Source organism: Streptomyces sp. NPDC057486 (assembly GCF_042802415.1).
Taxonomy (GTDB): domain Bacteria; phylum Actinomycetota; class Actinomycetes; order Streptomycetales; family Streptomycetaceae; genus Streptomyces; species Streptomyces yanii.
Map to the genome: position 1 here is coordinate 17746 of NZ_JBHVEE010000062.1, position 17048 is coordinate 34793.

Sequence of the window (17048 nt, forward strand, 5' to 3'; positions counted from 1 at the left end):
TCATCAGGCCGGGGGCCGGGTGACAAGTGTCTGCCAGGAATTGGTTTAGACCTGTGTTTTCGTGTATGGGGCACGGTCCCGCCCCCCACCTGCGATGCGGTGCAGCACAGTGCAATGCGGAAGCGGGACCACAAGGTCTCACGGACCCGGGGTGCGTGCGGTTCAGGCGCTTGTACGTTCCAACTCGCCGGAACCGGAAGGATCGCCGGGGCCCACGTGGTCGAAGACCTCGTCGATACATGTACCGGCGCTCGCGCCCTCGGTCAGGAGGTATGCCTGCGCCTCACCGACATGGAAGTACATCCCGTGGAGCTGCAGTGTGCCCTCGGCGAGTCGCCGCGATACCGATTCGTGGGCGCGCAGATGGTCCAGCTGCTGGACCACGTTGGTGAGGCAGAGCTGCTCCACCGCATCGGCGGGCAGCCGGCCGGAGATCCGCGCCCAGGCGCGATGCCGGGACTCCATCCGTTCCAGGCTCGGCAGACCGTGCCGCAGCCACCGCCACAGGGATGTCTGCGGGTTGTCCGGCTCGGCGCCCAGCAGTGCCTGCATCGCGCCGCAGCCGGAGTGGCCGCACACGGTGATGGACTCCACCTGAAGCACGTCCACCGCGTACTCGATCGCGGCGCCCACCGAGTCGTCGCCGGCTTCCGCGCCCGGTGGGGGCACCAGATTGCCGACGTTCCGCACGGTGAACAGGTCTCCCGGACCGCTGGCTGTGATCATGCTGGTGACCAGCCGGGAGTCCGCGCAGGTGATGAAGAGCTGGGAGGGGCGCTGCCCCTCCCGGGCCAGCCGGGCCAGTTCCTCGCGCACCAGCGGAGCCGTGTTGCGCTGGAACGAACTCAGACCACTGACCAGCCGGTGCGCGCCGGTCCGACGGGGGGTGGCGGGGAGTGCGGTGGATGAAGGAGCGCCGGGAACGGGTTCGGCGGTTGGGGCCGCGTCGCTCGTGGTCGGCGTTGAGTTGCTCGTGGCGTCGGTCGCCGTGGCGTCGGTTGTTCCGGGGCTGGGGCGGGTGGCGGCGGCGTGGTGCTCACTGCCGGCGTCGGCTCGCGTGCCGCCGTCGCGGTGGACGCTGTCCGGTTCGGGCCGGTCGTGGCAGTGGTGATTGCGCCACGGCGTCCAGGGGCGGCAGCAGGAGTGCGCCGCCGAGGCAGGCTCGGCGATCCGGCCCCCGGCTCTGCCGGTGAAGACGACCCGGCCGCCCTGGGCGGTCTGAGCGTCGCTCCAGTCCTGGATCGTCTCGTATGCCGCATGGTCCATGAAGAAGCCGTCCAACTCGACCACTGCATCCCCGCCTTGGGGAAGCCTGCCGAGCGTTCGGCTGAGCCGTGGAACCGCGAGGAACGTCAACTGCCCACGTACGACCACGAGATGCTGTCCGCCCTGATCCGTCACCGTGATCCGTGTCCGGGCCAGCCGGTGCAGAGCGATGACGACGGCCACCGCGATGCCGATCGCCACACCTTTCAGCACACCGAAGAGCACCACACCGGTGATCGTCGCCCCGTAGACCGGGAATTCGCGATGCTTGTGAACATTGCGGATATGGGCGTAGCTCACCATCTGGATGCCGACCATCATCACCAGTGCGGCGAGCGCGGCCAGCGGGATCCACTCCAGCGCCGTGACCAGCAACCCGGCGGCGAGCAGGACCCAGACGCCGTGCAGGACGGTGGAGGCGCGGCCGGTGGCCCCGGCCCGTACATTCGCCGAACTGCGCACAGCGCCCCCTGACACCGGCAGCCCGCCCAGCAGGCCGGCCAGGACATTGGAGATGCCCTGGCCGCGCAGTTCGCGGTCGAGGTCGGCGCGCCTGACCGGCGGGGCGGTCGGGACTGCCGACGTGGGAGTCTCGGTGCTCTGCCGCCCGGCGCGGTCGGTGGTCAGCTTGTCCACCGCGACCGCTGCGAGCAGTGATTCGAGGCTGGCCACCAGCATCACGGTGAACATGGCTGTGGCGAGGGCCAGTACGGGGCCCTGCGGGAGTTCGGGCAGGGCGTGCGACCGCCAGGAGGGCAGATCCACCCGGGCGATGCCGGGAGCCGCCACCGCCGCCACCGTTGTGGCGATCGCCACCGAGGCGAGGGCCGCCGGAATTCTCCGGACCGCCCGTCCGATCCGCCCGGGGAGCCGTGGCCAGGCCATCAGGATGGCGATGGTCAGCCCGCCGACGAGAGGAGCGGCCGGGCTGAGCCGGTCCAACTGGGCAGGCAGGGCGAGGGCATTGTCGACGGCCGAGCTCTGGGGTGAGCCGCCGAGCACGATATGCAGCTGGGCCAGTGCGATGGCCACGCCGATACCCGCCAGGGTGCCGTGCACGATGGCGGGACTGACGGCGAGAGCGCTGCGCGCCGCACGCACCGCGCCCAGCAGGATCTGCAGCAGCCCGGCGCCGATGGTGATCGCGCAGGTGGTGCGCCAGCCGTGGATCTGGATCAACTCGGCTGTGACCACGGTCAGTCCGGCGGACGGGCCACTGACCTGAAGGGGGGTGCCGCCGAGCAGTCCGGCGACGATGCCGCCGATGGCCGCGGAGACGAGTCCGGCCTCCAGTGGGGCGTCCATGGCCACGGCGAGGCCGAGCGACATGGGGACGGCAATGAGAAAGACAGTGATCGATGCGGACAGGTCGGCGCCCGCGATACGGAATCGTCCGCCGCGACGCGGCGGTGGCGGGCTGTGAGGTCGCTTGATTCCCGGGCCGTTGGACTGGCGCCAACTGCGGGACGTGTGGTCATCACGAGTGGGGACGCAGGCAGACATGTTCCCGTCTCCTCCGGGGCGGCGCGGTCGCGGAACGTGGGGGTCGCGGCCGTGGGTCACGGCGTGCAGCGGCGGGATTTCTCAACTCTCGGTAAATAGATCGTAATGGAGAGTAAAGAATCGTGTCCATTATTGGGGGCAAATAGTCGACTCAATCACCCATTCACGTGAATAAGAAGCTTTTCATACGGCCTGTCGTGCCGATTCGCTCAGGTCTGTGTGCGAGTGTGACCGCACCGTGTCGGCGCATTCCACGCAAATTACCTGAAAAGGAAGAGGGTGGGCGGATGATGGCCGCCACGAAGAGGCTCGCCCTGGGGGTCATGGCCGTCGCGCTCGTCGCGGGAGTCGCCGGCTGTTCCGGCTCGGATTCCGGTTCGGCTCTCGGGGCTGCGGGTCCGGGTGCGGAGAAGGGGGCTGCCGGACCTGAGAGGAACGCCCCCGAGAAGGCCTTCCGGCTCATCGGCGACGGCTCGACCTCCTTCACCGGCAGTCAGCCGAAGCAGCCCGTGCCGCTGCGCCTGGCGCCCGGTCAGACGCCCCCGCAGTTCGTGGTGTTCTCCTGGGACGGCGCGGGTGGGGACAGTCGGGAGCTGTTCTCCCACTTTCGCGAGGTCGGCAGGAAGTACCACGCGAACATGACCTACTTCATCAGCGGCGTGTACATGCTGCCGGAGGAGAAGCGGGAGCTCTACGACCCGCCGAAGCACAACGCGGGCAGCTCCGACATCGGCTTCAGCGACATCAAGGGGATCCGGGACACCATCACCCAGATCCGGGGCGCCTGGCAGGACGGCGACGAGATCGGCACCCACTTCAACGGCCACTTCTGCGGCCCGGACGGCGGCGTCGGCACCTGGTCGGTCGCCGAGTGGAAGCGTGAGATCAGCCAGGCCAAGTCCTTCGTGAAGAAGTGGAGGACGAACGTCCCGGACCTCGCGGACGAGAAGCCGCTGCCCTTCGACTACGACACGGAGCTGGTCGGCGGCCGCACCCCCTGTCTGGAGGGGCGGAAGAACATGGTGGCCGCAGCGCGGTCGATGGGCTTCCGCTACGACTCCAGCGGCGTGGGTGAACAGGTCTGGCCGAAGAAGAGGGACGGCGTCTGGGACCTCTCCCTGCAACGCGTTCCGGTGCCGGGGAGGGAGTTCGAGGCGCTGTCGACGGACTACGACTTCATGTCCAACCAGTCCGGGACGGCCGGACAGGGCGACCCGGACCAGTACGAGTACTGGGGCGACCAGATGCGCGACGGTCTGATCCAGGCCTTCGACCGGGCGTACGAGGGAAACCGGGCGCCCCTGATCATCGGCAACGACTTCGAGTCCTGGAACGGTGGCACGTACATGCGCGCCGTCGAGGAGACCATCGAGGCGGTCTGCACCAAGGAGGACGTGCGTTGTGTGTCCTTCAGGCAGCTCGCCGACTGGCTGGACGCCCAGGACCCGGCGACGCTGGCGAAACTCCGCACACTCGACGTCGGCCAGGCGCCGAAGGAGGGCTGGGCGGCCCATTTCGCCGCCCAGGCCTCCGGAACGGCCGGGACTCCGGGAACCGTCAAGGCTCCCGGCGAATCCGACATGAAGCCGGGGGAGCACTGAAGCCCGTCGATCCGCCGCCCGCCGGGTCGACGGTGGACGGGGCCTCGGGCGGCCGGCTCACGCGGGCTGTGCTGCGGCTGCCTGTGCGCTCCGCTCGTCGAGCACGAAGGCGGGGTCGACCTGGGCGGCCAGGTCGGCGCCCGTCTTCTCGTTGCCCCAGCTCTCCGCGTTCTTCAAGTGGAAGTGCACCATCTGACGGGTGTAGCGCTCCCAGTCGCGCTGCTCGTACGAGTCCTCCGCGGCGTTCTGCAGAGCCTGCAGGGCCATCCGGTTGTCCGCCTCCAGAAGCTCGAAGCGGGCCGGACGCCCCTTCTCCATCGCCCGGACCCAGTCGGAGTGGCCGACCGTGACCAGTAGGTCGTCGCCGACCTCGGCCCGCAGGAAGTCCAGGTCGTCCTGGCCCTGCACCTTGTTGCCCACGACCTTCAGGGCGACTCCGAAGTCCCGTGCGTACTCCTTGTACTGGCGGTAGACCGAGACGCCCTTACGGGTCGGCTCGGCGACCAGGAACGTCATGTCGAAGCGGGTGAACATGCCGGACGCGAACGAATCCGAACCCGCGGTCATGTCGACGACCACATAGTCGTCGGGACCGTCGACAAGGTGGTTGAGGCAGAGCTCGACCGCGCCGACCTTGGAGTGGTAGCACGCCACCCCGAGATCCGACTCGGTGAACGGTCCGGTGGCCATCAGCCGGATGTCCCCGTCGTCGAGCCCGACCGTGCGGGCGCACGCGTCGTAGACCGGGTTGTCCTCGCGCACCCGCAGCAGCCGCGAGCCCTCGCCGGGCGGAGTCGTCTTGATCATTGTCTCCACCGAGGCGATGCGGGGGTTACTGCCTCGCAGATACTCCTTGATCAGGGGCAGGTGCGCACCCATGGCGGGCAGTGCTGCGGCCTCCTCCTCGTCGAGGCCGAGCGCGGCCCCGAGGTGCTGGTTGATGTCGGCGTCCACCGCGACGACATGGGCTTCGTTGGCGGCAAGGTGGCGAATGAAGAGCGAGGACAGCGTGGTCTTGCCGCTGCCGCCCTTCCCCACGAAAGCGATCTTCATGTTCACCTAGGGTAGCGGTGCAAACGCACTCCGCAGTTACCCTTCGTGAAGAAGGCCACTCCGGGGTGGTTGGGGCGCAGGGGGCGCGTAGCCTCGCTACTTATGAGTACGACTGCCTCAGATCCGCTCGCCGCCCTGGGTGCCCTGCCGGGTGTCTCCGATGCGGTGGACTCCGTACGCAAGGCCGTCGACCGGGTCTACGGCCACCGCGTCATGCGGCGCCGCAGCAACGAGATCACCGCGGAGGCGGCGCTCCGTGGCGCCCGCGGCTCCGCCGCACTCTCCGGTGCCGACTGGAACCTGGAGGAGGTGCGTCGACGCACCGACTTCAGCGGCGACGAGGAGTCGCAGGTGATCGGCGCCGCCCTGCGACTGACCGCGGAGGCGGGCCAACTGCTCTCGATCTGGCGGCAGTCGCCGCTGCGGGTCCTTGCCCGGTTGCACCTCGTGGCGGCAGGCGGGGCCGCGCCCGACGACACTGTCGGCCGCCCGCGGCTGGCCGGTGAACCGGTCGACGAGCCACTCATCGAAGCGCCGCTGCCCGATGCCGACGAGGTCGCGGGCCGGCTGGAGGGGCTCTCCGGATTGATCCTTTCGGGGAGTGCGGCGCCCGCGCTGGTGACGGCCGCGGTCGTGCACGGCGAACTGCTGGCGCTGCGTCCCTTCGGCTCGCACAACGGCCTTGTCGCGCGGACCGCCGAGCGGATCGTCCTGATCGGGAGCGGGCTCGACCCGAAAGCGATCTGCCCCGCCGAGGTCGGTCACGCCGAGCAGGGGAGGGCGGCGTACGTCGCGGCGTTCGAGGGGTATCGGTCGGGAACGCCGGATGGGATGTCCGCCTGGATCGCACACTGCGGGCGCGCGGTGGAGCTGGGGGTCAGGGAGTCGACGGCGGTCTGCGAAGCGCTTCAGCGTGGAGCCGCGTGACGGCCCTCGGGGCTGTCGGCACACACCTCAACTGACGGGCCCGTCAACCCTGTTGCGTTTCGTCAGCTTCACTGCCCGATAAAAGGGTTGCGGCGGTACCGTTCTCGGTACCGCCGCTGGCACGTCCACCCAGTTACCATGCGTCCTCGAAAATTGCCCATCAGGTCGGGAACTCAGCCCGTTCCCTGGTGCGGCTGGCCCGTAATCGACGGGTCGACGTCGCGTGGGTGCTGGGTATTCATGCTCGGTCCGTGGGGCCTTCTCTGCGTTATCAGGTAATCCTTTCGGATGTCCTTGGTCTCGCGGGCCGTTGAGTCCTTTGTACTCCAGAGCCAGGGCAAGCGGTAGTGCTGGCCTTACTTCTTTACTTTTGCGTTCAAATACGGGCGAGCCCGGCGGGTGGTCGGGGCGGAATCCGGGCGCCCGCGGAGGGTGTCGGACGTGAGTGGTCGGCACCCCGGCCCACGTCCCGGAACGGCGGCCGAGGGCACGTTCGGGTGTGGGCCGGGCTCGGGGGCCGGGTCGGATGCAGGAGGTCAGCCGGATGCTGTGGTCGTGCGCCGGCGCGAGGTGTACCAGACCAGCCCCGCTGTGACGGCCGCCGCGCCCACCGCCGCCGCGGCGACGAGTGCCGGGCGCGTCGGCATGGAGAAGGCGGGCAGCCGCTGCTTGAGTCGGACCGGGCGGTTGAAGACGAGAATCGGCCACTCCCGGAGCGTGGCCTCACGCCGCAACGCGCGGTCCGGATTGACCGCGTGCGGATGGCCGACGGACTCCAGCATCGGTACATCGGTCGCGGAATCGCTGTATGCGTAGCACCGCGAGAGGTCGTACCCCTCGGACACGGCGAGCGCCTTGACCGCCTCGGCCTTCGTCGGCCCGTATGCGTAGTACTCCACCTCACCGGTGAAACAGCCGTCGTCGCCCACGACCATCCGGGTGGCGACGACCCGGTCGGCGCCCAGCAACTCGCCGATCGGCTCGACGACCTCGGCGCCCGAGGTGGAAACGATGACCACGTCGCGTCCGGCGGTGTGGTGCTCCTCGATGAGGGTCGCCGCCTCGTCGTAGATGATCGGGTCGATCAGATCGTGCAGGGTCTCGGCGACGATTTCCTTCACCTGCTGGACGTTCCAGCCCTTGCAGAGCGCGGAGAGATATTCGCGCATCCGCTCCATCTGGTCGTGATCTGCGCCCCCGGCGAGGAACACGAACTGTGCGTACGCGGTGCGCAGTACGGCACGGCGGTTGATCAGTCCGCCTTGGTAGAAGGACTTGCTGAAGGTCAGAGTCGATGACTTCGCAATGACCGTCTTGTCCAGGTCGAAGAAGGCTGCTGTGCGCGGCAAGGAGTGGTTTTCCACAAGGCAGAGCATAGGGGCCCACCATTCGGCGTAAACTCCGGTGCATGGGTTTGCCTGAGAAGGCTCTCGGGTACACCATGGAAGTCACGGATCGTTCGCGACCGTGCTAACCCGGTCCGACTCCTCCCCCCCCGAGTCGGCCGTGGGGACGACCCCCGCTCTCCCCCCCGGCGGGGGTCGTCGCATGTCCGGACGCGTTTCTACCGCTCGGAATCAAGCATTCTGCCTCCTTCACGGCCGCGGCGGCCTGTCTTTTCGGCCCTCCTGCACGACTCCCTGTCGTCACAGTGTGTGACGGAAGCGATGCTCTCCGGAAGTCGCCGGTTTGGGTGACCGGGATATTCACAACGGTGGAGTTGTCCACAGTTTTAGAGCAAGATCCACACGATTTTCCGAAGCGCTGCACGGTGATTCCACCCGTGAAGTCCGCGGGTTCCGGATATCGCCGATCTCGGAACGCTCCGAGATCGCTGCGAAACCGCGGTGAAGGTGCAGTGAGAAGGGGGCGGAGATCGTGGCTGAATCCATCGCACGGGATCGTCTGCAGCTCGTCGGAGAACGCCGGGGCGGACCGTTGATCGTGACCGAGGATGTGGAACTGCTCGACGATCTGCTGCGGCTGTGCGCGGCCGCCGGCGCGGAGCCCGAGGTGCACCACACGCTGCCCGAAGGCAGAGGCGGCTGGGAGCAGGCTCCGATGGTCCTGGTGGGCGACGATGCGGCTCCGCGATGCCGCGGAGCGCTGCGCAGACAGGGTGTGATGCTCGTCGGGCACGACCAGGACGCGCCGGATGTCTGGCGGCAGGCCGTCGAGATCGGGGCCGAATATGTCCTGCGGCTGCCCGATGCGGAGAGCTGGCTCGTCGATCAGATCGCCAATGCGGCGGAGGGGGTGGGGCGGCCCGCTCTCACCGTCGGGGTGATCGGCGGGCGGGGCGGCGCCGGCGCGTCCACGCTGGCTTGTGCTCTCGCCGTGACCGCTGCCAGGGCCGGGCGGCGGACGATGCTGATCGACGGCGATCCGCTGGGCGGTGGCATCGATGTGCTGCTCGGCGGCGAGCGGGCCGAGGGGATGAGGTGGCCGGATTTCGCCCATTCCAAAGGGCGGGTTGGCGGTGGCGCCCTGGAGGAGTCGCTGCCCGCACTGCACGGGCTGCGGGTGCTCAGCTGGGGGCGTGACGACTGGGTGGTCATCCCACCGCAGGCCATGGAGGCGGTGCTGGCGGCCGCCCGCAGGCTCGGCGGGGTGGTGGTCGTCGATCTGCCGCGCCGGGTCGACGAGTCGGTGGCGAAGGCGCTGGCGCAGCTGGACCTCGGGCTGCTCGTGGTCCCCGGTGAACTGCGGGCGGTCGCGGCGGCAAAACGCGTGGCGTCGATGGCCGGGATGGTCCTGGGCGACCTGCGGGTGGTGGCACGCGGCCCCTACGCGGCGGGGCTGGACGAGCGCTGGGTGGCGCAGGCGCTCGGTTTGCCGCTTGCCGGTGAACTCCCTCTGGAATCAGGCTTGCTGGCGGCTCAGGACGACGGAGCGCCGCCCGGCTCCAGTGCCCGCGGGCCGCTCGCCAGATTCTGTACGGCGTTCTGGGAGCGGGCGCTTGCCGGTGGAGTCGGCGCGGGCCCCGACGGGGAAGGTGCGTCATGACCGACGGGCTCCTCGATGCCGTGCGGCAGCGGCTTGCGCAGAGCGGCGCCGCACCGACCCCGGCCGGAGTGGCGGCCGCGCTGCGCGCCCAGGGAAGGCTTCTCGGTGATGCCGAAGTCCTCGGCGCGGCAGAGGAGTTGCGCGGCGAACTTGTCGGTACGGGAGTTCTGGAACCGCTGCTCGCCGATCCGGCGGTGACGGATGTGCTGGTCTCCGCACCGGACCGGGTGTGGACGGACCGGGGCAGTGGGCTCGAACTCACCGGGGTGACCTTCCGCGACGCTCCGGCGGTGCGCAGGCTGGCGCAGCGGCTCGCGGCGGTGGCGGGACGGCGGCTGGACGATGCGCGGCCCTGGGTGGACGCGCGGCTTCCGGACGGGACCCGGATGCATGCGGTCCTGCCGCCGGTGGCCGTGGGTTCCACCTGTCTGTCGCTGCGGGTGGTGCGCCCCCGGGCCTTCTCTCTGGCGGAGTTGGTCGCGGCGGGCACCGTGCCGCCGGGTGGTGACCGGGTGCTGCGGGCGCTGGTCGAGGCCAGGGTCTCGTACCTGATCAGTGGCGGGACGGGGGCGGGGAAGACCACGTTGCTGTCGAGTTTGCTGGGGGCCGTCGGGGAGCGGGAGCGGATCGTGCTCGCCGAGGACTCGGCGGAGCTGCGGCCGGACCATCCACATGTGGTGCGGCTGGAGTCACGCCCTGCCAACCAGGAGGGTGCCGGACGGGTGACTCTGCGGGACCTGGTGCGGCAGGCGCTTCGGATGCGGCCCGACCGCCTGGTGGTCGGGGAGGTGCGGGGCGCCGAGGTCACCGAACTGCTCGCTGCGCTGAACACCGGCCATGAGGGTGGCTGCGGGACGGTTCACGCCAACGCTGCCGAGCATGTCCCGGCGCGGCTGGAGGCGTTGGGAACAGCAGCCGGTCTTGACCGCGTGGCGCTGCACAGTCAGCTGGCGGCGGCGCTGTCGGTGGTGGTCCATCTCGTACGGGACCGGGCCGGGGTACGCCGGATCGCCGAGGTGCATGTGCTGGAGCGGGATGCGGCCGGGCTGGTGGTGACCGTCCCGGCGCTGCGGTGGGGAGCCGACGGCTTTGTCCACGAGCGGGGCCGGGAGCGGCTGCGGTCCCTGATCGGGGGTGTGCTGTGACCGGTGGCACGGCGGCGGGGGCGCCGGAGTGCGCGACGTACGCGTCGGCCGTGTGTGCGGGGGCCGCGGCCTGGCTGATGGTGGGGCGGGGCCGAGGAACGCGGCGGGCGCGGGTGTTGTTCGTCGGCCCGGTGCTGGAGCCGGAGCCGCTGATCGGCCGGGACCGGGTCCGGCTGTGGTGCGCGGGGATCGTCCGGGAGCGGCGGGAGTGGCTGTGTCTTCCGGTGGCGTTGCTTCTCGCCGTGCTGGGCGAGTCCGTGCTGCCGGTGGTCGCGGGGGCGCTGGCGGTGCCGCTGGTGCGGCGATGGCTTCGGAAGCGGGCCGGGCGGCAGGAGCGGGAGCGCCGGGCGGACGCCGTGGTGGCGCTGTGCGGTGCGGTGGTGGGCGAACTGCGGGCCGGGCACGAGCCGGGGCAGGCACTGCTGGTGGCGGTGCGTGGCACGGGGGCGATGGGTGCGGCGGAGGCCGCGGTGTCGGCCGCGGCGCGATTCGGTGGCGATGTGCCGGAGGCGCTCGGACAGGCGGCGCGCGAACCCGGGCTGGAGGGGCTCGCCGGCGTGGCGGCCTGCTGGCGGGTGGCGGTCGACGGCGGGGCGGGGCTGGCAGCCGGTCTGGACCGCCTGGAGGGCGCACTGCGGGCCGAGCGGCGTCGGCGGGAGGAATTGCGGGCGCAGCTGGCGGGGGCCTGGTCGACGGTGGCCGTGCTGGCGCTGCTGCCGGTGCTCGGTCTGGGGCTGGGGGCGGCGCTCGGGGCCGACCCGTTGGGGGTGCTCCTGCACAGTCCGGCCGGGCTGGTCTGCCTGTTGGCGGGCGGGCTGCTGGAGACGGCCGGTCTCTGCTGGGCCGGCCGGATCGTACGGGCGGGGGAGGGGCCGTGAGTGAAGGGGCCGGCGTGGTGGCTCACATCGTCCGTGGGCCGGTTCCGGTGGCGGTCGCCCTGGGCGCGGTCGGATACCTGGCCGCATGCCTGGCCGGGCGGAGGCGGTGTCGGGTGGTGCGCCGCCGGGGCGCGGTGCTGCTGGCGGTCGACGCCGGGAGGCGACGGCGCAAGCGGCCGGTGTCCGGGGCCCGGGTGAAGAACTGGGCCGTGCTGCTGGGCGCCGCGGTGACGGGCTGGTTCCTCGTCGGTGGTCCGTGGGGGTGCGCGGTCGGACTGGTGGCGGCGTACGGCACATGGCGGTGGCAGCAGACGCGACATGGCCGCGGACCCGCTGTTTCCGCGGCGGAGGCTGCTGAGACCGAATGCCGGCTCCCATTGGCGGCCGACCTGTTGGCGGCGTGCATCTCCGCCGGAGCCGGCCCGAGGGAAGCGGCCGAGGCGGTGGGGGAGTCGCTGGGCGGTGCGGTCGGGGAACGACTGGCGCGGACGGCGGTAGAGATCCGGCTGGGCGGCGAACCTGCCGTGTCCTGGGGGAGGTTCGGCGAGATACCGGGCGCCGACGCGCTGGCCCGCTGTCTGGACCGGGCGGGTTCGACCGGGGCTCCGGCAGCGGAACCGGTCGCCCGGCTGGCCGAGGCGATGCGGGCGCAGCGGTCGAGCGAGGCCGTGGCGCGCGCCCAGCGGGCCGGCGTCCTGATCACAGCTCCGGTGGGGCTCTGTTTTCTGCCCGCCTTCCTGGCGGTCGGTGTGGCACCGGTGGTCATCGGCCTGGCGAACGGACTCCTGCAAGGCCGATGAACAAAAGCATTGAATACGTGACCAAGCGGAAAAGAACGTTTCTGGGGGTTGACATGGCAGGGCAAATCAAGCGCGTCAGGAGCTGGGCACGGGGTGTGGCGCGCCGGATCCGGACGGACCGCGGGATGACGACGTCCGAGTACGCGGTGGGGACGATCGCCGCCTGCGCGCTGGCGGCGGTGCTCTACAAGGTGGTCACGAGTCCGCCGGTCATGGCGGCACTGCAGTCGATTCTCACGGACGCCCTCGATGCCAAGGTCTGAGAGGCGTTCGGGGCGCGGAGTCGGGGACCGCGAAGGGGGAGGAGGAGACCGGGGTGCGGTGACGGCGGAGGCGGCCATGGTGATCCCGGTGCTGGTGTTGTTCGCCCTGGCTCTCCTCTGGGCGCTGATGGCCGCCTCTGCCCAGATCCGGTGTGTGGACGCGGCAAGGGCCGGGGCGCGGGCGGCGGCCCGGTCCGAACCCGAGGCGCAGGTGGTGGCCGTCGCCCGTTCGGTGGCACCCGACCGGGCGCGTGTGGAGGTGGAACGCGCCGGGGAGCTGTGGCGGGTGCGGGTTGCGGCGCCGACGCCCGGACCGGGAGCGCTGGCCCTGACGCTGAGAGCCGACGCGGCGGCGATGGCCGAGGACACGCTGGGGGCGGAGCCGTGACGGGGGCGATCGGGGCGGCGCCCATGCGACAGAAGCGACGGGTGCGAATGATCTCGTGGGTGAGGCGGGTCCGACGGGCGTTGCGGGTGGTGGGTTCGCGCGGGTGTGGGGACAGGCGTGATCGGGGGGTGGCGACGGTGTGGGTGGCGGTGACCACGGCAGCGCTGTGCGCGGTGTTCGCGGCCATGCTTGCGCTCGGCCAGGTGGTGGTCGCTCGGCACCGGGCCGGCGGGGCGGCGGACCTGGCGGCCCTGGCAGCCGCCGACCGCGCCCTGCGCGGGGCCGAGGTGGCGTGCAGGGCGGCGGCGGAGGTGGCCGAGGCGCAGGGTGCGACGGTGGTGCGGTGCGCCGTGCGGGGGGAGATCGCCGATGTGACGGCCCGGGCGCGGTTCGGGCCGTACGCACCCGAGGTCAGGTCCCGGGCGGGCCCTCCGACGGGCGGTCCCGGTCCGCTTCCGGGCTCGGTGGCTCCCCCGCCTGCTCCGGGTCCGCCGGGGCGGAGCGGAGGAGTTCGGTGAGGAGGCGTACGGCCCCCCGCTTGTGCAGCGGGTCGTTGCCGTTGCCGCACTTGGGGGACTGGATGCACGACGGGCAGCCTGCCTCGCACTCGCACGACGCGATGGCCTGGCGGGTGGCGGTGAGCCAGCTGCGGGCGGTGTGGAAGGCCCGCTCGGCGAATCCGGCACCGCCCGGATGACCGTCGTACACGAAGACCGTCGGCAGCAGGGTGTCCGGATGGAGGGGTACGGAGACGCCGCCGATGTCCCAGCGGTCGCAGGTGGCAAACAGGGGCAGCAGCCCGATCGACGCGTGTTCGGCCGCATGCAGGGCGCCACCGAGGATCTCCGGGTTGATGCGGGCTGCGTCCAGCTGGTCCTGGGTGACCGTCCACCACACCGCGCGGGTACGCAGCGTGCGGGGTGGCAGATCGAGCTTGGTCTCGCCGAGGACCTCGCCGGTGATCAGTTTGCGACGCAGGAAGGAGACGACCTGGTTGGTGACCTCCACGGAGCCGTAGCAGAGCCTTCCGTCACCCCAGGGGATCTCCGTATCGGTCTCCAGGACGGTGATGGCGGTGGTGTCACGGGCGGTCGTCGAGTACGGCGGACCGGCCTCCTCGACCAGCGCCACCGAGTCCTCCAGATCCAGTTTCCGGACCAGATAGGTGCGGCCCTGGTGGAGGTGGACAGCCCCTTCGTGGACGGCGGTGTGCGCGGCCGACTCGTCGACGGTGCCCAGCAGCCGGCCGGTGCCCTCCTCGACGATCTGGATCGGGCGGCCGCCCTCGCCACGGATGTCGGTGAGATCGGCGGCCCGCTCGCGCCGGGTCCAGTGCCAGCCCGACGCCCGCTTGCGCAGCAGCTTCGCGGCCTCCAGCTGAGGCAGCAGCTCGGCCACGGCCGGCCCGAACAGCTCCAGATCGCTCTCGGTGAGCGGAAGCTCCGCGGCGGCAGCGCACAGGTGGGGGGCGAGGACGTACGGGTTGTCCGGGTCCAGAACGGTCGACTCCACGGGCTGCTGGAACAGAGCCTCGGGGTGGTGGACGAGGAAGGTGTCCAGCGGGTCGTCGCGCGCTACCAGGATGGCCAGGGCGCCCTGGCCGGAGCGCCCGGCGCGGCCCGCCTGCTGCCACAGCGACGCCCTGGTGCCGGGGTAACCGGCGATGACGACGGCATCGAGGCCCGAGACGTCGATACCGAGTTCGAGGGCGGTGGTGGCGGCGAGACCGAGCAGCCGGCCGGAGTGCAGGGCGCGCTCCAGGGCGCGGCGTTCCTCGGGGAGGTAGCCCCCGCGGTAGGCGGCGACCCGGGCGGGCAGCGAGCGGTCCACCTCGGCGAGGCGTTCCTTGGCGATGACGGAGATGAGCTCGGCGCCGCGCCGGGAGCGCACGAAGGCGACCGAGCGGACGCCCTGGACGGTCAGGTCGGTGAGGAGGTCGGCGGTCTCGGCGGTGGCCGTACGGCGTACGGGGGCGCCCTTCTCGCCGTGCAGCTCGGTCAGCGGTGGCTCCCACAGGGCGAAGACCATCTCGCCGCGGGGCGAGGCGTCGTCGGCGACCTCTATGACCGGGAGGCCGGTGAGGCGGCCCGCGGCGACCGAGGGCTGCGCGGCGGTCGCCGAGGCGAGCAGGAAGACCGGATCGGCTCCGTATCGGGCGCACAGGCGGCGGAGTCGGCGCACCACCTGGGCGACATGGGAGCCGAAGACGCCGCGATAGGTGTGGCACTCGTCGATGACGACATAGCGCAGGGCGCGCAGGAAGGTGGACCAGCGCGGATGGGACGGGAGGATCCCGCGGTGCAGCATGTCGGGGTTGGTCAGGACGTAGTTGGCGTACTGACGTACCCATTCGCGTTCCTCGACCGGAGTGTCGCCGTCGTAGACCGCGGGCCTGACCGCGTTGCCGAGCGGAGCCGCGAGGTCCTTGACCGAACGCCGCTGATCGGCGGCGAGCGCCTTGGTGGGGGCCAGGTACAGGGCGGTCGCGCCGCGGCCGTTGGGGGCCTCCGAGCCGTCGAGCAGGGCGCTGAGGACCGGGGCCAGATAGGCGAGCGACTTGCCGGAGGCGGTTCCGGTGGCGATCACGACGGATTCGCCGTCCAGGGCGTGTTCCGCGGCGGCCGCCTGGTGTGCCCACGGGTGGTCGATACCGGCTTTCTGGACAGCGGCGATCACTTCCGGCCGGATGCGATCGGGCCAGATGGCATGGGCACCCGTCCGCGGGGGCAAGTGCTCCGTATGAGTGATGCGCGCGGACCGGCCCGCCGCTGTGGCGAGTCGGTCGAGGACCATGGCGGGAGAGGGGCGGGAGTCCCTGCTCTCGGGTGGTCGACTGGGGCGGTGATTCTTGGCCATCGGCACCGAGTGTGTCACCGGCGTGACGGACAATGGTCCCAAGGCGTCGTGCATGGCTGCTGGTAAGTGATTGAATGCCATCGCGGCTGGCGATCCGTCCCCTGGCTCCGTCGGGGAGACCGAGGGGCGACCGCTCGATAGCAAGGTGCTGGAGGATCCGTGGACCTGTCCTTGTCGACTCGCAATGTGTCCGGCCCTGGTGGCGACCGTACGGTCGTCGAGGTCGGTGGCGAGATTGATGTGTATACCGCGCCCAAGCTGCGCGAGCAGTTGGTCGAGTTGGTGAATGACGGCAGCTACCACCTGGTTGTCGACATGGAAGGTGTCGACTTCCTCGACTCCACCGGCCTCGGCGTGCTCGTGGGTGGCCTGAAGCGTGTCCGGGCCCATGAGGGCTCACTGCGCCTGGTCTGCAACCAGGAGCGCATTCTCAAGATCTTCCGGATTACCGGTCTGACCAAGGTGTTCCCGATCCACACCACGGTCGACGAGGCTGTCGCGGCCACCGACTGACGGCGGACCGCCTGCTTTCGGATCGGCCGGCAGCCGGTCGGTCCGGGCACAGCCGGGCCGTACTGCGGCCCGTTCGGCGGGCGGCCGGCTCGGTGGAAGTCGTGGTGCCGGGTCCGGCAGCCGGGCCGGGCTGTCGGCTGCGACACGCCCGGCAGCGGGCTGTCGGCCATCGGTGCGGACGGCTTCCGGGCGTCGACGGGGTGACCCGTCGGTGGGCCGACTGCCGTCGGTCGCATGTCGGCTGTCGGAGGCCGGTGGCTCTTCCGGCTTCCGGAGGAAGAGAGAGCGGGGGTACCGGGCACTGCGCCCGGGCCCCCGGGATGCACGCCCGTACGTCTGAGGGGGATCGCATGGCCACCGTTGAACTCCGCTTCAGCGCCCAGCCCGAACACGTCAGGACGGCCCGCCTCGTGGCGGCCGCTGTGGCGCGCCGGGCCGGGGTCGACGAGGCAGTGCTCGACGAGGTCCGACTCGCCGTCGGCGAGGCCTGCAGCCGCGCCGTAGGGCTGCACCGCAACCACGGCATCACCGCTCCGGTCAAGGTCGTCCTGACCGAGGAGGAGAAGTCCTTCTCCATCGAGGTCGGCGACGAGCTGCCCGGCCCCGGCGGTGAGGCCGGAGCAGCCGAGGCGTCCGGCGCCACGCCCGGCGCGGGGCCCGGCCAACCGGATACCGAGACCGACACCGACAGCGAGGACGAGATGGGGCTCGCGGTCATCAGCGGCCTCGTCGACGATGTGGAAGTCAGATCGGGAACCGATGGCGGAGTGATCCGCATGAGCTGGCCGAAGACGCCCGCAACACTGCATCCCTGAGGCGCCGGAGGCGTCACAGCGGGTCGGCCCGTCG

Annotated in this window: 15 protein-coding genes; 11 read left to right on the forward strand and 4 right to left on the reverse strand. The window is 70.9% G+C overall.

The window, feature by feature from the left end; translation table 11 throughout:
* Nucleotides 1-162: 162 nt before the first annotated feature.
* Entirely contained in the window at nt 163-2769 is a 2607-nt protein-coding gene (locus tag ACFU6I_RS26440; RefSeq protein WP_384371189.1) for a bifunctional SulP family inorganic anion transporter/carbonic anhydrase, read from the reverse strand.
* Between the two features lie 287 nt (nt 2770-3056).
* Here ACFU6I_RS26440 and ACFU6I_RS26445 point away from each other — a divergent pair, with 287 nt between their 5' ends.
* Nucleotides 3057-4370, forward strand: coding sequence for a hypothetical protein (locus tag ACFU6I_RS26445; RefSeq protein WP_384371191.1), 1314 nt, complete (start codon nt 3057-3059; stop codon nt 4368-4370).
* Nucleotides 4371-4427: 57 nt separating this feature from the next.
* Here ACFU6I_RS26445 and ACFU6I_RS26450 read toward each other — a convergent pair whose 3' ends face one another.
* Complete coding sequence (locus tag ACFU6I_RS26450; RefSeq protein ID WP_384371193.1) at nt 4428-5423, reverse strand: ATP-binding protein; 996 nt, start codon at nt 5421-5423, stop codon at nt 4428-4430.
* Nucleotides 5424-5525: 102 nt separating this feature from the next.
* Here ACFU6I_RS26450 and ACFU6I_RS26455 point away from each other — a divergent pair, with 102 nt between their 5' ends.
* Entirely contained in the window at nt 5526-6350 is an 825-nt protein-coding gene (locus ACFU6I_RS26455; protein ID WP_384371195.1) for an oxidoreductase, read from the forward strand.
* A gap of 536 nt (nt 6351-6886) precedes the next feature.
* On the opposite strand, the gene ACFU6I_RS26460 is transcribed toward ACFU6I_RS26455, so the two are convergent.
* Nucleotides 6887-7726, reverse strand: coding sequence for an HAD family phosphatase (locus ACFU6I_RS26460; RefSeq protein WP_266984237.1), 840 nt, complete (start codon nt 7724-7726; stop codon nt 6887-6889).
* Nucleotides 7727-8228: 502 nt separating this feature from the next.
* On the opposite strand from ACFU6I_RS26460, the gene ssd reads away from it, so the two are divergent.
* From ssd to ACFU6I_RS26495, 7 genes are read left to right on the forward strand one after another with little or no spacing between them, the layout of a single operon-like run.
* A complete protein-coding gene (gene ssd, locus ACFU6I_RS26465) occupies nt 8229-9356 on the forward strand; it encodes a septum site-determining protein Ssd (RefSeq protein ID WP_384371197.1) in 1128 nt (375 codons plus the stop codon).
* Entirely contained in the window at nt 9353-10501 is a 1149-nt protein-coding gene (locus ACFU6I_RS26470; protein ID WP_384371199.1) for a TadA family conjugal transfer-associated ATPase, read from the forward strand. The genes ssd and ACFU6I_RS26470 overlap by 4 nt, the downstream gene beginning before the upstream one ends.
* Entirely contained in the window at nt 10498-11379 is an 882-nt protein-coding gene (locus ACFU6I_RS26475; protein WP_384371201.1) for a type II secretion system F family protein, read from the forward strand. Before ACFU6I_RS26470 ends, ACFU6I_RS26475 begins: the two co-directional genes overlap by 4 nt.
* A complete protein-coding gene (locus ACFU6I_RS26480) occupies nt 11376-12179 on the forward strand; it encodes a type II secretion system F family protein (RefSeq protein ID WP_384371203.1) in 804 nt (267 codons plus the stop codon). The genes ACFU6I_RS26475 and ACFU6I_RS26480 overlap by 4 nt, the downstream gene beginning before the upstream one ends.
* 53 nt (nt 12180-12232) lie before the next feature.
* Entirely contained in the window at nt 12233-12442 is a 210-nt protein-coding gene (locus tag ACFU6I_RS26485) for a DUF4244 domain-containing protein (protein ID WP_384371205.1), read from the forward strand.
* A complete protein-coding gene (locus tag ACFU6I_RS26490; RefSeq protein ID WP_384371207.1) occupies nt 12429-12830 on the forward strand; it encodes a TadE family type IV pilus minor pilin in 402 nt (133 codons plus the stop codon). The genes ACFU6I_RS26485 and ACFU6I_RS26490 overlap by 14 nt, the downstream gene beginning before the upstream one ends.
* A 47-nt stretch (nt 12831-12877) precedes the next feature.
* The gene (locus ACFU6I_RS26495; protein ID WP_384371239.1) at nt 12878-13348 is read left to right on the forward strand and encodes an Rv3654c family TadE-like protein; all 471 of its coding nucleotides are present in this window, start codon (nt 12878-12880) and stop codon (nt 13346-13348) included.
* Here ACFU6I_RS26495 and ACFU6I_RS26500 read toward each other — a convergent pair.
* On the reverse strand, nt 13242-15767 hold the full coding sequence (locus ACFU6I_RS26500; protein WP_384371209.1) for a DEAD/DEAH box helicase: 2526 nt from the start codon (nt 15765-15767) through the stop codon (nt 13242-13244). The two genes, ACFU6I_RS26495 and ACFU6I_RS26500, sit on opposite strands and share 107 nt — an antisense overlap.
* A gap of 78 nt (nt 15768-15845) precedes the next feature.
* On the opposite strand from ACFU6I_RS26500, the gene ACFU6I_RS26505 reads away from it, so the two are divergent.
* Nucleotides 15846-16199 (forward strand): STAS domain-containing protein, encoded by a 354-nt coding sequence (locus ACFU6I_RS26505; protein ID WP_003967428.1) that lies wholly within the window; start codon nt 15846-15848, stop codon nt 16197-16199.
* A 350-nt stretch (nt 16200-16549) separates the two neighbouring features.
* The gene (locus ACFU6I_RS26510) at nt 16550-17014 is read left to right on the forward strand and encodes an ATP-binding protein (protein ID WP_384371211.1); all 465 of its coding nucleotides are present in this window, start codon (nt 16550-16552) and stop codon (nt 17012-17014) included.
* Nucleotides 17015-17048 lie beyond the last annotated feature (34 nt).